Origin of the sequence: Methylotenera sp. 1P/1 (genome assembly GCF_000384355.1) — a bacterium.
GTDB lineage: Bacteria > Pseudomonadota > Gammaproteobacteria > Burkholderiales > Methylophilaceae > Methylophilus.
Map to the genome: position 1 here is coordinate 2,146,109 of NZ_ARWC01000001.1, position 15,776 is coordinate 2,161,884.

Sequence of the window (15,776 nt, forward strand, 5' to 3'; positions counted from 1 at the left end):
ATGCTTAAGACCATTCCTACAAATCAAGTGATCGTTGGTATGCATATCCATGCGCTCAAAGGTGCGTGGGTAGACCATCCTTTCTGGAAAACCAAGTTTATCCTGGACGATATTCAGGACTTGAAAAAGTTGCAGGCCAGTATCATCAAGGAAGTGGTCATCGATACATCCAAAGGATTGGATGTGCCTGAAGTCCATTCAGCCGAAGTCGTCAATATTGACCAAGCCGAATCGACAGTGCAGATAGAAACGGTGTCTGCAAAAGAGGCTGTGGCGACTAAGATTGAAAAAAACGCGATTGAAGTAGAGTTGCTGCAAGCGTCAAAAATAATTAAAGAATCTAAGCGTGCAGTCGCTTCCATGTTTAAAGATGTGCGATTAGGTAAAGTGGTGGATTCCACAGCGGTAATACCTTTGGTAGAAGAAATTGCGGCCTCCATTAAACGTAATGAGGGCGCACTCATTAGTCTGGTCCGGTTGAAAACACAGGATGACTATACGTATATGCATTCGGTGGCCGTTTGCGCCATGATGACAGCATTAGCAAAAGAATTGGGTTTGGGTGATACGGAAATCAGGCAAGCGGGGTTAGCTGGTTTAATGCATGACATTGGCAAAGCGGCAATACCACTGGAGGTGTTGAATAAGCCAGGGGCGCTGACAGAGCAAGAGTTTAATTTGGTCAAATTACATCCGGAAAAAGGGCATGCATTTATGCTGCATGCGCAGATAGAAGACGATGTAAGTTTAGATGTTTGCTTGCATCATCATGAAAAAATCGATGGTTCCGGTTACCCCAAGCAGCTAAAAGGCGATCAAATTAGCATATTTGCCAAGATGGGAGCGGTGTGCGATGTGTATGATGCGGTGACATCTAACCGACCTTACAAGGATGGTTGGGAACCTGGGGTCTCGCTCCAACGTATGGCACAATGGAAAAATCATTTTGACGAAACCGTATTCAAAGCCTTTGTAAAAAGCGTCGGTATTTATCCCATCGGTTCGGTAGTGCTACTTAAGTCCGGTCGTTTAGCAGTGGTGATTGATCAATCGCCAAAAACACTGTTGCAGCCGATAGTGAAAGTGTTTTTTTCTACTAAATCTAGAGCACGTATTCAAATTGAGATTGTCGATCTATCCAAACCCAGTGCCATGGATGAGATTGTGGGTCACGAGTCTGCGCATACATGGGGAATTGATGATGTGCATGAACTTTGGACGCCGGTGGACGCCTAACTTGGTAACGCTTGGGTTTTGGCAAATAATTGATTTAACGATATAATGTTGTCCTTCTGAGGAACGCTGCGAGAGCAATTCCCAAGCTCCCAGGCTCAGAGATGTTGTAAACGGCGTTCACTTTTAATCACTGTGCGAGCACGGAATATAAAGGTGAGCGTAGGCCTCCAGATTGTTTCCTTGCTCAGTTTTCATTCATTTAAGGAAGATTATGAATACTGTAGCTGACTTCAAAGACTATGTAATTGCAGACTTAAGCCTAGCAGGCTGGGGTCGCAAAGAAATTGCGATTGCCGAAACCGAAATGCCAGGCTTAATGGCGATTCGCGAAGAGTACGCAAAAGCGCAACCGCTTAAAGGTGCGCGTATTACTGGCTCATTACACATGACCATTCAAACCGCAGTGTTGATCGAAACACTGAAAGACTTAGGCGCCGATGTACGTTGGGCTTCTTGCAACATCTACTCCACACAAGACCACGCAGCAGCGGCCATTGCAGCAACAGGCACACCTGTGTTTGCGGTCAAAGGTGAATCACTAGAAGAGTATTGGGATTACACCCATCGTATTTTCGAGTGGACCGATGGTGGCTACACCAACATGATTCTGGATGACGGCGGCGATGCGACATTATTATTGCATCTTGGTACGCGTGCGGAGAAAGATTTGTCCGTAGTGGCGAATCCAACCTCAGAAGAAGAAATCTGCCTGTTCAATAGTATTAAAGCCAAGCTGAAAACAGATCCAACTTGGTATTCCACACGTTTAAGCCAAGTCAAAGGCGTGACGGAAGAGACGACGACAGGCGTACATCGTTTGTATCAAATGCATAAAGAAGGTAAGTTGGCTTTCCCTGCGATTAACGTGAATGATTCTGTCACCAAGTCTAAATTCGACAATTTATATGGCTGCCGCGAATCATTGGTCGATGGCATCAAACGTGCCACCGATGTGATGATTGCCGGTAAAGTGGCAGTGGTAGCGGGCTATGGCGACGTAGGTAAAGGTTCTGCCCAAGCATTGCGTGCTTTGTCTGCACAAGTGTGGGTGACTGAGATTGATCCAATTTGTGCGCTACAAGCGGCGATGGAAGGCTATCGCGTAGTGACCATGGATTACGCGGCTGAGCATGCCGATATTTTTGTGACGGCAACAGGTAACTACCATGTGATTACCCATGCCCATATGGCAAAAATGAAAGACCAAGCCATCGTATGTAATATTGGCCATTTCGATAATGAAATTGATGTTGCCTCACTCGAAAAATATCAGTGGGACGAAATCAAACCACAAGTAGACCATGTGATTTTCCCGGACGGCAAACGCATTATCTTGTTGGCAAAAGGACGTTTGGTTAACTTGGGTTGCGGTACAGGTCACCCAAGCTATGTGATGAGCTCCAGCTTTGCCAACCAAACTATTGCGCAGATTGAGCTATTTACGCAAACAGCCCAATATCCAGTAGGTGTGTATACCTTGCCTAAACATTTGGATGAAAAAGTGGCCGTACTACAGTTGAAAAAACTCAATGCGCAATTGACAACGTTGACCGATCAACAAGCGGCGTATATCGGCGTGGCAAAAACCGGCCCTTATAAACCAGACCACTATCGCTACTAATATCACATGTAGCTGCTAGAAAAAGTGGTGTAGTCAGTGCTACACTGGCTGCACCATTATCTTTGGGAGTGTGTGATGTTGAAGCTATTAATTGGTTGGGTGCTCAGCGGGTTAGCTTTAATGGGTGTGACGTACATCGTACCCGGTATTCAGGTAGCCAGTTTTACCACGGCGCTGATTGCGGCAGCAGTGATAGGCTTGGTCAATATGTTAATTAAGCCGATTTTGGTGGTGTTAACCTTACCTGTAACTATCCTGACGCTGGGGCTGTTTATCTTTGTGATTAACGGCATTTTATTTTGGGCTGTCGGTCATTTTCTGGATGGCTTTGTCGTCAAAACCTTAATGGCTGGCATTATCGGTGCGCTCGTTTACAGTGTGATTTCATGGATATTGAGTGCCATTGTGATCGATAAAGATTGAACAGTTTAAAGATTAAATAGATAAAGATTAGAAAAAGTGAATCAGCCTGTTGCTTATAGTTTTGAATTTTTTCCGCCCAAGACCGCGGAAGGTATTGCCAATTTGCGCGAAGCGAGAAAATCGCTTGCGCAGTTTAAGCCGGAGTTTTTCTCGGTGACTTTTGGGGCGGGTGGTTCTACGCGTGACCGCACCATGGATACCGTGTTTGAAATCCAAGACGAAGGCTATGCGGCTGCACCGCATATCTCCTGTATTTCCTCAAGCAAAGAAGAGATACGTGAGTTGCTCAGCGCGTACCAAGCCAAAGGCATTAAACGTTTGGTGACCTTGCGTGGCGATGTGCCCTCGGGCGAAGTCAGTGCGGGCGATTTTAGATACGCCAACGAGTTGGTCGCGTTTATTCGCCAAGAAACTGGCGACTGGTTTCATATCGAAGTCGCTGCATATCCTGAGTTTCATCCAGAAGCACAGTCTGCTGCCAAAGATATTGCCAACTTTAAACGCAAAGTAGAGGCGGGTGCTGATTCAGCCATTACACAATATTTTTATAATGCGGATGCCTACTTTCGTTTTTTAGAAGCCTGTGAACAAGCACATATTGATGTGCCTATTGTGCCGGGCATTATGCCAATTTATAACTACACGCAACTTGCACGCTTTTCTGGTGTGTGTGGTGCAGAAATCCCGCGCTGGTTGCGCTTACGATTGGAAGCTTATGGCGATGATATGGCTTCATTACGGGCTTACGGTGCAGATGTAGTGACTGAGATGTGCGATAAGTTGATTACATCCGGGGTAAAAAATATGCATTTTTATACCTTGAATCAAGCCGGTACCATTAGCAAAATCATTCAAAACTTGCATGGCTGATGTAGATAAGTCATTTGTTTTAGAAAATAAAAAAACCTAGCTAAGCTAGGTTTTTTTACGCATCAATTAGTTTATTACTGTAGGGTTAATCCCTTTGGGTTGAACACAGCGTCTTCAACAAACAAATAGTCTTTCTTGCGGCTATCATTCCACAGCACCATCATGGTAATCCAGCGAATCTCTTCAATGCTGATGTGTTGATTTTTGAGCGCTAGGGCGCGATCAATCACTAAATCGCGTTCATTCGGTTTAATGACACCGGCGCGCTCCAAAAAGCTTAGAAACCCAAAGCTCTCTGTATCAATTCTCTCAAGCTCATGTTCAACGTAGACGCGGAACGAAGAGGGGTTGGATAAATATTGATGGTAAGGCTGGCTGATTAAACAGCGCAATTGTTTGTACCAATCAAAAGCCCCCACAATGTCGTGATGATCAAAGCCGGCTTGTGATAGCTCTTGCGCTAGAAAGTCTTCCTCAATATCCATGGTATGGATTTGAGGCTGTGTTCCAAAATAATTTTGAAACATAAAAATTAACACTTCTAACATGTTATCTCCTCTAATAATCCATTATCATTGTGCTGGCGGTTATATGTGTTGTGATCAAACAAGACGTTGAAACTTTCCCCCATGTAGCGGCGATATTTTCCCATCTAATTCCAGTAACGTTAGCATCGTGGAAAGCGCGCTGACAGTCAAGCCGGTAGCAGTCAGCAATACATCAAAATGAATAGGATCAACCCCCATGGAATCCAGCACTGTATTGGCTTCTGGGGATGCATTAGCCCGTTCGGGTAGTGACCCGATTGGGCTAGTATTAAAGTGCGGTTGCAGCGGCAAAATCGGCTGAATTTCACTGAGAATATCTTCCGTCGATTCCACGAGTTTGGCACCTTGTTTAATCAGCTGGTGACAACCTTTGGCTACTGGTGAATGAATGGAGCCCGGAATCGCAAACACTTCCCGTCCTTGTTCTGCTGCTTGCCTAGCTGTGATGAGTGATCCACTGTCTAGATTGGCTTCAATCACTAGACAGCCTATGCTGAGTCCGCTAATAATGCGATTTCTTCTAGGAAAGTTCTGTGCCTTGGATGGCGTACCCAATGGAAATTCTGAAATGATAAGCCCGCGATTGACAATACGGTGCGCTAAATCGCGGTGTTTGGCTGGGTAAACAATATCTAGACCGGTGCCGACTACCGCAATGGTAGGTGCGTTGGCTTTGAGTGCGCCACGATGGGCCGCCCCGTCAATGCCTAATGCCATGCCACTCACAATACACAAGCCATGGCGGCTTAGGTTTTCGGCAAAGTCTTCCGCATTTTTTTCGCCTTGTGGGGTTGCATTGCGGCTACCGACCACCGCCAAACATGGCAGACTCAAGCAATCTGGCTGGCCTTTTGCGTACAATAGCGCGGGTGGGTTGGCAATCTCCAATAACGCTTTAGGGTAAATGCTATCCGCGAGAGTGATGAGGTGGTTGCCGGGTTGCGAGAGCCACTCTAATGTAGGGGCAATGGTTGCTTCATCTACGCCAGCACAGATGGCAGCAGTGATGTTGTCGCTGACGATGTGACGGAGTTGCGATCGGCTTGCGGCAAACACGTTTGCAGGCGTACCAAACTGACTAAGTAGCTGACACAGCGTGGCGCTACCCACGCCATCAATTAAACTTAAAGCAACCCACTGTGCTACGTCTGGCTCAATATGGACAGAGGCTTCTGGCACGTTTATAACTTATGGAGTATGTACCGTATCTAATGTATAAATCGCATCGGACGTTTGCATAATCAGCCCGTAGGAAACGCGATCAAACGTTCTAAATACCATCACCAAACCCACGCGCTCATCAGGCAATTGCACTTCATCGGGTTTGAGTTTGGCTTTTTTATCGACAGGTTTGGATTTGTCTTCTTTATATTCCGGATCTTTGATGATGCGGCCATGGCGGCTAACCGCCAATACGTGACCATCCTCTACACCGTCTTTACTACCCAAGTTAATGGATACCACGGTTTCTGGGCCAGCTTCTGCTACACCGCCGTAGATTCTAAGAATACGACCTTTTACTTCAGATTCTGGCGCGTGTGGAATGAAGCTTTCTTTAAAGCCTTCTGATGCCACGACTAAACGGTCTTTGGTAAAAATCTCTTCTTTGGCTTTGACAATATTACCGGAGGCTGGCTTGCCGAATTTGGTAATACGGGTGTCTCCTAGATAAATCGCTTCCGTGCCTAGTACTTCATTGGTGTCAGGGTCTTTGAGCACATCGCCAGGGCGGTAAATATTCCAAAACGTTTTATCGGCTTCTTCTAAATTATTGATATATATGCGTGTGCCTGGACTTAGAATGAGGCGGTTGTCTTGTGCGCCGATGATGCGTGGGGCAGTATCCAGCTCATCGTTCTCAATTAACAAAGGCTGACTTAAGAACGGGCCGATGATATTCGGTGGAATGGTGTAAATCGCTTCTTTTTCTAGGGGTTCTTCCACCACGCCAGGCTCTAATGTTACAGTTTGACGTAGTAATTTGAATTCCGGACTACCGTTAGATGTGTCTAGTACAACTACATCGCCTGGATAAATCAAATGCGGATTTTTAATTTCCGTACGATTCATTTTCCACACTTTTGGCCATTGCCAAGGGTCTTTTAAAAACTTGCCGGAAATGCCCCATAGCGTATCGCCTTTTTTGACGACATAACGTTCTGGGTGGTTTTTTTGTAGTGTAATTTCGTCTGCATGAACAGATAAGCATAAACAACTTAGACTCAGCAGCGTTATAATAGAACGAAACATACAGTTGACCTCGGTCAAAATGAGCGGAAAAATCCGCGAAGTTGCATTAAATTTATCACGTAATTCATTCAACAATCAAGCTTTTTTGGCAAATGCAATAGCATCCAAATGGCGGCTGTTGATATAAAGACAACACTTTTAGTTTATGGCGCTATTATCAATACTTAATTACCCAGATCCACGTCTGCATACCGTGGCAAAACCAGTGACAGTGTTTAACGCGGATTTAAAGCGTTTGGTGCAAGATATGCGTGACACCATGTACGATGCCCCCGGCATCGGATTGGCTGCAACGCAGGTGGATAGGCATATCCAATTGATTGTGATTGATACCAGTAAAGAGCAAGATGACTTGCTGGTACTCATTAATCCTAAAATTGTTGCGCAAAGCGGCACACAAACCTACGAAGAAGGCTGTTTGTCGGTGCCCGGCATTTATGAAACGGTGACGCGTGCAGAGAAAGTTACAGTTGAAGCACAAAACGTAGAGGGGGAGCGCTTCACGTTAGAAGCTGAAGGCTTGCTCAGCGTATGCGTTCAGCATGAAATGGATCACCTAAAAGGTAAAGTGTTTGTCGAATACCTTTCTCCACTGAAACGTAATCGTATTAAGAATAAAATGGTAAAACATGCGCGTGAGATCACGCGCAATAACTACTAGCTAGGCTATATCCACTACGCCTCAACGTTGGACAAGCTGATGGCCATCCGTATCAAAAAATAAGTCATCTTTAAGGTAAGCGCTATGAACATTATTTTTGCAGGCACACCGGAATTTGCAGTGCCTGCATTGGCCTCATTGATTGCTGCTGGGCATCGTATTGTGATGGTGCTCACGCAGCCGGACCGTCCTGCAGGTAGGGGTATGCAGCTGCGTGCTAGTCCAGTGAAACAGTTGGCATTGCAACATCAGCTCAATGTGTTTCAGCCTGCGTCACTTAAACCAGCAGAAGTACAGGCACAGATTGCGGCATTGCAAGCTGATGTGATGATTGTGGCGGCTTATGGGTTGATTATTCCAACGCCAGTATTGGCGATGCCATCCAAAGGTTGCTACAACATTCACGCGTCACTGCTGCCAAGATGGCGCGGCGCGGCGCCGATTCATCGTGCGATTTTGGCTGGTGATGTGGAAACCGGGGTCACCATTATGGAGGTGGTGCCTGCATTGGATGCTGGCGCGATGGTGAGTAAAGGCACAGTGCCAATTACCGAGCGCGATACCACGCAGACGTTACACGATGCCTTGAGTGAGCAAGGCGCAGCGTTGATGGTCGATGCCATGCAGACATTAGAGCAAACCGGCAAGCTTGCGGCCACACCGCAAGATGAAGCGCTAGTGACCTATGCGCACAAGCTGGAAAAAGCGGAGTCAGCCATCGATTGGACGCAAACAGCAGAGGCGTTGTCACGTCAAGTGCGTGCATTTAATCCTTTTCCCGTAGCCAGTGCACAGTTTAGAGGCGAGACGTGCCGAATCTGGTTTGCCACCTCTCGTGACGGCAAGGCTGCACCGGGCGAGATCGTTGCCTTGGGCGACTACATTAGTGTTGGCTGTGGGGATGGTTTGCTCGATATTGCTGAGTTGCAAATGCCGGGTGCAAAACGCCAATCTGCACAGCAATTTATTCAAGGACAGCATGTCAAACTAGGCGAAATGTTTAGCTAATGCTATTGAAACTCACGAAGTGGACAGCATATTAGTGCTAAGAGTAACTCGACAGTAGTTGCGGACTTAAGGAGAAAGCAATGTTTGGTAATTGGATGAAGACCTTTGCGCTGATGGCAGCGATTGTGGCGCTGTTTGGTAGCGTAGGCGCTGCCATGGGTGGGGCTGGCGGCATGATGATCGCACTATTATTGGCGGCTGCCATGAATGTATACGCCTATTGGTTTAGCGATAAAGCCGTGTTGAAAATGTATGGGGCGATGGAAGTCACGCCCGACAATACCCAATTTAGAAACTACTACAGCATGGTAAAAGAGCTGGCAGAACATGCTAGTTTGCCAATGCCTAAAGTGTATGTAATCAATGAATCGCAACCCAATGCATTTGCCACCGGCCGTAACCCGGAAAATGCAGCGGTAGCAGCCACCACCGGTATTATGCAAATATTGAGTGAACGTGAGTTGCGTGGTGTCATGGCGCACGAGCTAGCGCACGTTAAAAATCGCGATACCTTAATCTCCACAATCTCTGCGACCGTAGCGGGGGCAATCTCGTCTATAGCGCAGTTTGGCATGATGTTTGGTGGTGGCCATAACGCCAATGGCGAGCGTAATGTGAACCCGATTTTAGGCATTTTGATGATGTTTTTAGCGCCTTTGGCAGCATCATTGATTCAAATGGCGATTTCACGCGCGCGCGAATTTGAGGCAGACAGAATGGGCGCAGAGATTAGCCGCGACCCTAAATCATTGGCCAGTGCACTGCAAAAAATTCATCATTATGCGCATCAAATCCCCAATGAGACGGCAGAAGCGCACCCAGAAACCGGGCAAATGATGATTATCAATCCACTTTCTGGCGGTAGCTTGAGAGGCTTATTTAGCACCCACCCGCAAACCGAAGACAGAATTGCAAAATTGATGGCATTGGCAAATCAATATTAGTTTTTAACGGCGCGTAACAAGCTGTGTAAAAAGGCGATGGAGACATCGCCTTTTTTATTGTCAATTGCGCAATAGCGCGCCTAGCAACAAGGGAATCAAGTAAAATCAACGCTCTTTAACATGTAAAGCTTATTCTGTGTATATCGCCCAACAAATCTCAGCCAATGCGGTGCATCAAGTGTTATCTGGTAAAAATCTAACACTGGCATTGCCATTGGCGCAGCAGCGCTTTACACAGGCTACGCCACAACAGCGTGGCGCCGCGGCTGATTTAAGTTATGGCACATTGCGTTTTTATGGTGAGTTGGAGATTTATCTGAATCAGCTCTTAGATAAACCGCTGGCCGATGGGCATGTGCATGCGTTGCTGTTGGTGGCGTTGTATCAGTTATTGCATGATAAAGCGGATGATTTTACGGTGGTCAATCAAGCGGTTAAAGCGGCTAGCTATGCAAAGCCTAAATGGGCCAAAGGCTTGGTGAATGGGGTGCTGCGTAATTTCTTGCGCCAACAAACAGCGCTGATGCCAAAGGTGATGCAGCATGAGGTCGCACAGTATGCCTACCCACAATGGTGGATTAATAAGCTTAAACAACAATATCCGCAAGATTGGCAGGCCATGCTTCAGGTTGGCAATATGCATCCACCCATGACCTTGCGCGTGAACCGGCGCAAAATCACCACGGCGGACTATGTGCAATTACTAGATCGACATGGTATTCAAGCCCAACAAATAGGCAGTTTTGCTGTGAGGCTAGACCGACCGATGGCCGTGGGCGATATCCCTGGTTTTAATGAAGGTGTGGTCTCGGTGCAAGATTACGGGGCACAATTGGCGCCGCATTTATTAGATATCAGTGCTGATATGCGTGTGTTGGACGCATGTTGTGCACCGGGTGGCAAAACCGGACATGTGTTGGAGTTTGCAGATGTGCAGCTGACTGCGCTGGATAATGATGCGAGCCGTTTAGATAGGGTGGCGAGTAACTTGCAGCGTTTATCGCTGAATGCCACGTTAAAAGTGGGGGATGCAGCCAATGCCAAAGGCTGGTTTGATGGGCAGTTGTTTGACCGCATTTTAGCCGACGTGCCTTGCAGCGCATCTGGTATTGTACGGCGCCATGTGGACATTAAATGGCTTCGCCGCGAGGCAGATATTGTCTCATTCACGCAACAGCAGTCGGCAATTTTGTTGAATTTGTGGCAAATGTTAGCAAAAGGCGGCAAATTGCTTTATGTTACATGTTCGGTCTTTGATGAAGAAAATCAACAACAAATTGACGCATTTTTACGACAACATGTAGATGCAAAGCAGTTGCCGGTTCGTGTAGAAAGCAATCTTGATGAGCACATGCGATGTTTAAATGGTCAGTTAATTCCTAGCCCGTTACATGACGGATTGTTTTATGCGCTTTTGCAAAAAATTTAGTATTTTTTTTAGCCTGCTCGCCGTATCTTGGTATGCGTTTGCTGCCGCCAATAGCATCAATGTAAAAAGCGCAGAATTAACTTTTTCTGAAGACGTTATTCTTCTCAATGCCGATTTTGATATCAGCTTTGGACCATCGATTGAAGAGGCGATTAATAAGGGTGTTCCGCTCACTTTTTTAGTGGAATTTCAAATTGTAGAGCCGCACCAATATTGGTTTGATGATGAGATTGTCACTGTCAGCAAGCCCATTCAACTAAGTTACCATGCACTGACACGACAGTATTTGGTCAGCTACGATGTGCATCAAAAGTCGTTTGAATCGCTACACGAAGCGCGTCAGCAGCTAGCGGTGGTGCGAGACTGGCGTGTGGCTGTGAAAAGCCAGCTAGAAAAAAGCGAATTCTACCGGGCAGCTTTGCTGATGCGTTTGGATAAAGGCAAGTTGCCTAAAGCGATTCAAGTGGATGCGATTAGTTCTGAAAATTGGAACCTAGCATCTCCTATTTATTCTTGGCCGGTCAAAGACCTCAAGTAGGGCGCCATGCGGTTTATTATTTTCATTAGCATCGGCATGAGTTTAGTGCTGCTGTATTTGCTTTCTGTTGCAAGTTCTAATACCTCCATCTCTGGGGATTACTACAAATATCTGCTTTACATTAACATCGCGCTGGCTATTTTGTTGGTAGGGGTGATTGGTTTTCAGGTGTGGCATTTGTATAAAAATGCAAAGGCTAAGGTGGTTGGTAGCCGCCTAAACCTAAGGCTGCTCACTGCGTTTGCACTCATGGCTATTTTGCCTGGGATGGTGGTGTATTTAGTCTCGGTAAATTTTCTTACGCGCTCCATTGAATCTTGGTTTAATGTAAAAGTAGAGTCTGCGCTGGATGGCGGCCTGAGTTTAGGGCAGCGTGCTTTGGATATTATGTTGGTCGATATCGAAGAAAAAGCAGAGAACATGGCAACCAGCCTTGCGTTCCAGCCCACGCGTGCACATTACGCGGTACTGAACGATTTGCGCGAAAAGTCTGGGATTCAAGAGGCCGCGTTATTGACACCGCAAGGCGGTATTTTATCTGTCTCCAGTGGGGATCCTAGTAGCTTCTTACCGGAGCTGCCGAGTATTCCCCAGCTCAGACAGGCGCAGCGTCGTATCTACGGCAAGATTGAGCCTATCCCAGGTAAAGGCTTGTATATGCGCGTGCTCGCCCCTGTGGAATTGCAGGGGATGACCAGCGAAACGCGTATTTTGCAGTTATTGCAGCCGGTGCCGAAAGCTTTATCAAATACTGCAGAAGCGGTGCAAGAGGTTTATCAGGATTACCAAGAGCTGTCTTATAGCCGTGGCTCGCTTAAAGATGTGTTTGCACTGACCTTGACCATGGTGTTGATGCTGGCCATGCTATCTGCTTTGGCCATCGCCTTTTTGTTGAGTCGGCGTTTGTCTCAGCCCATCAGTGTGCTGGCAGAAGGTACACGTGCCATTGCCAGTGGAGATTACAGCAATGTGTTGCCACAGTTTGGTAACGATGAGCTAGGGGTGTTGGTGAAGTCATTCAACAGCATGACGCGCCAATTAGACGATGCCACTAAGGCCACCGAGCAGAACCGTATTCGGGTAGAGGCGGCGCGTGCCTACTTAGAAACCATTTTGGCGCATTTGTCCTCCGGCGTATTGGCCATTAATGCACAATTTGAACTGCGCACTTTTAATCACACCGCTACCAATATTTTGGGCATTGATTTAGTCCCCTTTGAGAATCGCGCCTTTTCGGAAATCACTGCGCAACACCCATTTTTACAAGAGTTTGTAGAGATGGTCAGCGTACATTTTGAAGACACAAAACAAAAAGAGTTAGCCAGATTAGAGCTGAATCGCCAAATTGAAGTCACCGGTAATCACGGCAAGCAATATATTCTGGTGCGTGCAACACGTTTGCCAGCCGGTACCGGAAACGGGTTTGTAGTGGTATTTGATGATGTGACGACCATGGCGCAAGCGCAGCGTGACGCAGCTTGGGCAGAGGTGGCACGTAGATTGGCACATGAAATTAAAAACCCACTCACGCCCATTCAATTGTCTGCAGAACGCTTACAGCACAAACTGCATAGTAAACTAGATGAAACAGATGCCGCCATGCTGAAGCGGGCTACAGATACCATCGTGAATCAAGTGGGCGCCATGAAATCGATGGTGAATGAGTTTAGTGAGTATGCGCGTACGCCGGCGCTGAATTTGGTCAGTGTAAAACTGAATAGTTTGATTAAAGATGTTTCGAGTTTATACGGTGAAGAACGTGTGCAACTGACGTTAACGCTTACGCCTAAACTGCCTGCGGTGATGGGGGATGCCACCATGTTAAGGCAGGTGCTGCACAACCTGATTCAAAATGCACAAGATGCGCTGGTACAACAGACGCAGCCTATTATCGAGGTCACCACAGAATTGGATGGTGATAAAGTCAAACTCACCGTGTCCGATAATGGACAAGGCTTTCCAGTGGAATTGCTGACGCATGCATTTGAGCCTTATGTCACCACCAAAGCGCATGGCACGGGGCTAGGACTTGCCATTGTCAAGAAAATGATAGAAGAGCAGCGTGGACAGATTAAAATAGAAAACAGAGAATCGGGTGGAGCTTGTATAATCATTTTATTGCCCGTTGAAAAACGCTAGCAATATCGTGAAACAAACACCACGCACAGAAGCAAGTTGAGGGAAGTATAACAATGGCATCACGTAGCATTTTGGTAGTAGATGATGAAATCGGGATTCGTGAACTCTTAAGTGATATTTTGCTGGATGAAGGGCACCATGTGCGTTTGGCAGAAAATGCGCACATTGCGCGTGAAGAGCGTCTTAAAGAACGCCCGGATTTGGTGTTGCTAGATATCTGGATGCCAGACTGCGATGGCATTAGCTTGCTAAAAGAATGGGGTAACTCTGGCTTGCTGACGATGCCAGTCGTCATGATGTCTGGACATGGCACCATTGATACTGCGGTGGAAGCTACCCGCATAGGCGCCTTTGATTTTTTAGAGAAGCCTATCGCACTGCAGAAATTACTCAAAACAGTCTCTGCTGCCTTAAAGCATGGTGAAACACTCCCACACACTGAAATGAATCTGGCCAGTTTTGGTAAGAGCATTGTCATCAATGAGTTAAAACAGCGGTTAGAGCAAATATCCCGCAGTAAAAACACCTTGCTGTTGGTAGGCAAAAAAGGCGGTAGTGTTGAGCTATGTGCACAGTTTTTACGTGCACCCGGCACGCCGTGGATAGCGTTAAATGAATATGAAAAACTAGCGACCTCGCCATTGGAAGTGCTGGATCAAGTGCGTGATGGCGTATTGTTTATAGACGAGGTCACTGCGCTCAATAAGACAGAGCAAAAAGGGCTTAGCTTGATTATTGCCAAAGCCGAAAAATTGGGTACGCGCGTGGTCTGTGCCACCACGTTTGGTATTCCGCAACTGATTGAAAATGGTGCACTGGAGCAGGGCTTACTACAAGTGCTCGCCAGCGGTGCCATTCGTGTGCCTTGCTTGAATGAGCATCGTGAAGACATTCCCGATTTGGTGAATGCCATGGCTACCCTGTTAGTCGAGACCATGAATCTAGGTTATAAATCGTTTGATATAGCCGCACTCAATGCGCTGAGAAATGCCGAGTGGCATGGCGATTTATCTGAGTTGGAAGCGGTAGTGCAAAACCTGATGTTATCTACCTTGGGTGAGGTCATCACCTTGGAAGATGTGCAACGCGTGTTAGACCAGTTTAAGCAGGCGCCGCAACATGCAGCACTTGCGCCGTTACCGATAGATTTAACGCGTTCTTTGCGTGAGGCGCGAGATGATTTCGAGCGCTTTTATTTTCAGCATCATATGAAGCTGATTCACAACAATATGAGTAAACTCGCTGAGATTTCTGGCTTGGAACGCACGCACCTTTACCGGAAGCTGAAGCAGCTAGGTATTAAAATCAAGGGCTAACAGTTTAGACGTTTAGCTCAAGCACGACTGGTGTATGGTCGCTTGGGCGCTCCAGTTTTCTCGGTGCTTTATCAATCACACATGTGGTGCACGCAGATGTTAACGGTGTGCTCACCAAAATATGATCTATCCGCATACCTAAGTTGCGCCTAAACCCGGCCATGCGGTAATCCCACCAAGTAAACTGTCCATCTTCATTGTTCAATAACCTAAAACTGTCGTGCAGGCCTAGCGAGAGCAATTGGTTAAATGCCTCTCGCTCGGGCGGGCTGACTAGTACTTGCCCTAGCCAAGCTGCCGGATCATGGCAATCCCGATCTTGCGGGGCAATGTTGTAGTCCCCCAGCACAGCTAGGTTAGCATGCTGTTTTAACTCATCGATCAACCATGCATGAAACGCTTGTAGCCAGCGTAGCTTGTATTGATATTTATCAGAATCTACGGCTTGCCCGTTGACCACATACGCACAAATCACGCGTACCCCTTGAATCGTGGCAGCAATCACACGTCTTTGTTCGTCTGCAAAGTTTGGCATATCACGCTGCACATTTTCCAACGCATGCGGGCTGAGAATCGCCACGCCGTTATAGGTTTTTTGCCCATTATGGATTGCGTTATAGCCGATTTCTTTTAAAGCCTCGTATGGAAATTTGCTGTCCTCTTGTTTGGTTTCTTGCAAACACAACGCATCTGGTTGGTTGGTATTAAGCCAATCCAGCACATGAGGCAACCGTACGTTTAAAGAGTTAACATTCCAAGTGGCGAGTTTCAAGGTGCGGTCTCGTAAAAAAAT

General features: G+C 46.7%; 15 protein-coding genes and 1 riboswitch. Of the genes, 11 read left to right on the forward strand and 4 right to left on the reverse strand.

Annotation, left to right across the window (positions count from 1 at the left end; translation table 11 throughout):
• The 4 genes from A3Q3_RS0110300 (at position 1) to metF (ending at position 4,150) form a co-directional block, all read left to right on the forward strand.
• The gene (locus A3Q3_RS0110300) at positions 1–1,236 is read left to right on the forward strand and encodes an HD-GYP domain-containing protein (protein ID WP_020183509.1); all 1,236 of its coding nucleotides are present in this window, start codon (positions 1–3) and stop codon (positions 1,234–1,236) included.
• Positions 1,237–1,288: 52 nt separating this feature from the next.
• A riboswitch (S-adenosyl-L-homocysteine riboswitch) is annotated at positions 1,289–1,362 on the forward strand.
• Between the two features lie 85 nt (positions 1,363–1,447).
• The gene (gene ahcY, locus A3Q3_RS0110305) at positions 1,448–2,857 is read left to right on the forward strand and encodes an adenosylhomocysteinase (protein WP_020183510.1); all 1,410 of its coding nucleotides are present in this window, start codon (positions 1,448–1,450) and stop codon (positions 2,855–2,857) included.
• Between the two features lie 75 nt (positions 2,858–2,932).
• Complete coding sequence (locus A3Q3_RS0110310) at positions 2,933–3,280, forward strand: phage holin family protein (RefSeq protein WP_020183511.1); 348 nt, start codon at positions 2,933–2,935, stop codon at positions 3,278–3,280.
• Positions 3,281–3,316: 36 nt separating this feature from the next.
• The gene (gene metF, locus A3Q3_RS0110315) at positions 3,317–4,150 is read left to right on the forward strand and encodes a methylenetetrahydrofolate reductase [NAD(P)H] (RefSeq protein WP_020183512.1); all 834 of its coding nucleotides are present in this window, start codon (positions 3,317–3,319) and stop codon (positions 4,148–4,150) included.
• 74 nt (positions 4,151–4,224) lie between these two features.
• Here the strand turns inward: metF and A3Q3_RS0110320 are convergent, their stop codons facing one another.
• The 3 genes from A3Q3_RS0110320 to A3Q3_RS0110330 are packed head-to-tail and all read right to left on the reverse strand — an operon-like array spanning position 4,225 to position 6,948.
• A complete protein-coding gene (locus A3Q3_RS0110320) occupies positions 4,225–4,698 on the reverse strand; it encodes a DUF494 family protein (protein WP_020183513.1) in 474 nt (157 codons plus the stop codon).
• A 54-nt stretch (positions 4,699–4,752) separates the two neighbouring features.
• Positions 4,753–5,877, reverse strand: coding sequence for a DNA-processing protein DprA (gene dprA / locus A3Q3_RS0110325; RefSeq protein ID WP_020183514.1), 1,125 nt, complete (start codon positions 5,875–5,877; stop codon positions 4,753–4,755).
• 9 nt (positions 5,878–5,886) lie between these two features.
• Positions 5,887–6,948, reverse strand: a complete 1,062-nt coding sequence (locus A3Q3_RS0110330) for a LysM peptidoglycan-binding domain-containing protein (protein ID WP_025223576.1) — start codon at positions 6,946–6,948, stop codon at positions 5,887–5,889.
• Between the two features lie 145 nt (positions 6,949–7,093).
• Here A3Q3_RS0110330 and def point away from each other — a divergent pair, with 145 nt between their 5' ends.
• The 7 genes from def (at position 7,094) to A3Q3_RS0110365 (ending at position 14,983) form a co-directional block, all read left to right on the forward strand.
• Positions 7,094–7,609, forward strand: a complete 516-nt coding sequence (gene def, locus A3Q3_RS0110335; protein ID WP_020183516.1) for a peptide deformylase — start codon at positions 7,094–7,096, stop codon at positions 7,607–7,609.
• A gap of 84 nt (positions 7,610–7,693) precedes the next feature.
• The gene (gene fmt, locus A3Q3_RS0110340) at positions 7,694–8,617 is read left to right on the forward strand and encodes a methionyl-tRNA formyltransferase (RefSeq protein ID WP_020183517.1); all 924 of its coding nucleotides are present in this window, start codon (positions 7,694–7,696) and stop codon (positions 8,615–8,617) included.
• A gap of 80 nt (positions 8,618–8,697) precedes the next feature.
• Positions 8,698–9,561, forward strand: coding sequence for a zinc metalloprotease HtpX (gene htpX / locus A3Q3_RS0110345; RefSeq protein ID WP_020183518.1), 864 nt, complete (start codon positions 8,698–8,700; stop codon positions 9,559–9,561).
• A 136-nt stretch (positions 9,562–9,697) separates the two neighbouring features.
• Positions 9,698–10,990, forward strand: coding sequence for a 16S rRNA (cytosine(967)-C(5))-methyltransferase RsmB (gene rsmB, locus A3Q3_RS0110350; RefSeq protein ID WP_020183519.1), 1,293 nt, complete (start codon positions 9,698–9,700; stop codon positions 10,988–10,990).
• On the forward strand, positions 10,968–11,528 hold the full coding sequence (locus A3Q3_RS0110355; RefSeq protein WP_020183520.1) for a DUF4390 domain-containing protein: 561 nt from the start codon (positions 10,968–10,970) through the stop codon (positions 11,526–11,528). The genes rsmB and A3Q3_RS0110355 overlap by 23 nt, the downstream gene beginning before the upstream one ends.
• Positions 11,529–11,534: 6 nt before the next feature.
• The gene (locus A3Q3_RS0110360) at positions 11,535–13,667 is read left to right on the forward strand and encodes an ATP-binding protein (RefSeq protein WP_020183521.1); all 2,133 of its coding nucleotides are present in this window, start codon (positions 11,535–11,537) and stop codon (positions 13,665–13,667) included.
• Between the two features lie 53 nt (positions 13,668–13,720).
• A complete protein-coding gene (locus tag A3Q3_RS0110365) occupies positions 13,721–14,983 on the forward strand; it encodes a sigma-54 dependent transcriptional regulator (protein ID WP_020183522.1) in 1,263 nt (420 codons plus the stop codon).
• 4 nt (positions 14,984–14,987) lie between these two features.
• Here A3Q3_RS0110365 and xth read toward each other — a convergent pair whose 3' ends face one another.
• Positions 14,988–15,755 (reverse strand): exodeoxyribonuclease III, encoded by a 768-nt coding sequence (gene xth, locus A3Q3_RS0110370; protein WP_025223583.1) that lies wholly within the window; start codon positions 15,753–15,755, stop codon positions 14,988–14,990.
• Positions 15,756–15,776 lie beyond the last annotated feature (21 nt).

Coding starts and splice junctions, on each gene's coding strand:
- A3Q3_RS0110300 (WP_020183509.1), top strand. CDS start 1: ATGCTTAAGACCATTCCTACAAATCAAGTGATCGTTGGTATGCATATC.
- ahcY (WP_020183510.1), top strand. CDS start 1,448: ATGAATACTGTAGCTGACTTCAAAGACTATGTAATTGCAGACTTAAGC.
- A3Q3_RS0110310 (WP_020183511.1), top strand. CDS start 2,933: ATGTTGAAGCTATTAATTGGTTGGGTGCTCAGCGGGTTAGCTTTAATG.
- A3Q3_RS0110320 (WP_020183513.1), bottom strand. CDS start 4,698: ATGTTAGAAGTGTTAATTTTTATGTTTCAAAATTATTTTGGAACACAG.
- A3Q3_RS0110330 (WP_025223576.1), bottom strand. CDS start 6,948: ATGTTTCGTTCTATTATAACGCTGCTGAGTCTAAGTTGTTTATGCTTA.
- def (WP_020183516.1), top strand. CDS start 7,094: ATGGCGCTATTATCAATACTTAATTACCCAGATCCACGTCTGCATACC.
- fmt (WP_020183517.1), top strand. CDS start 7,694: ATGAACATTATTTTTGCAGGCACACCGGAATTTGCAGTGCCTGCATTG.
- htpX (WP_020183518.1), top strand. CDS start 8,698: ATGTTTGGTAATTGGATGAAGACCTTTGCGCTGATGGCAGCGATTGTG.
- A3Q3_RS0110355 (WP_020183520.1), top strand. CDS start 10,968: ATGCGCTTTTGCAAAAAATTTAGTATTTTTTTTAGCCTGCTCGCCGTA.
- A3Q3_RS0110360 (WP_020183521.1), top strand. CDS start 11,535: ATGCGGTTTATTATTTTCATTAGCATCGGCATGAGTTTAGTGCTGCTG.
- A3Q3_RS0110365 (WP_020183522.1), top strand. CDS start 13,721: ATGGCATCACGTAGCATTTTGGTAGTAGATGATGAAATCGGGATTCGT.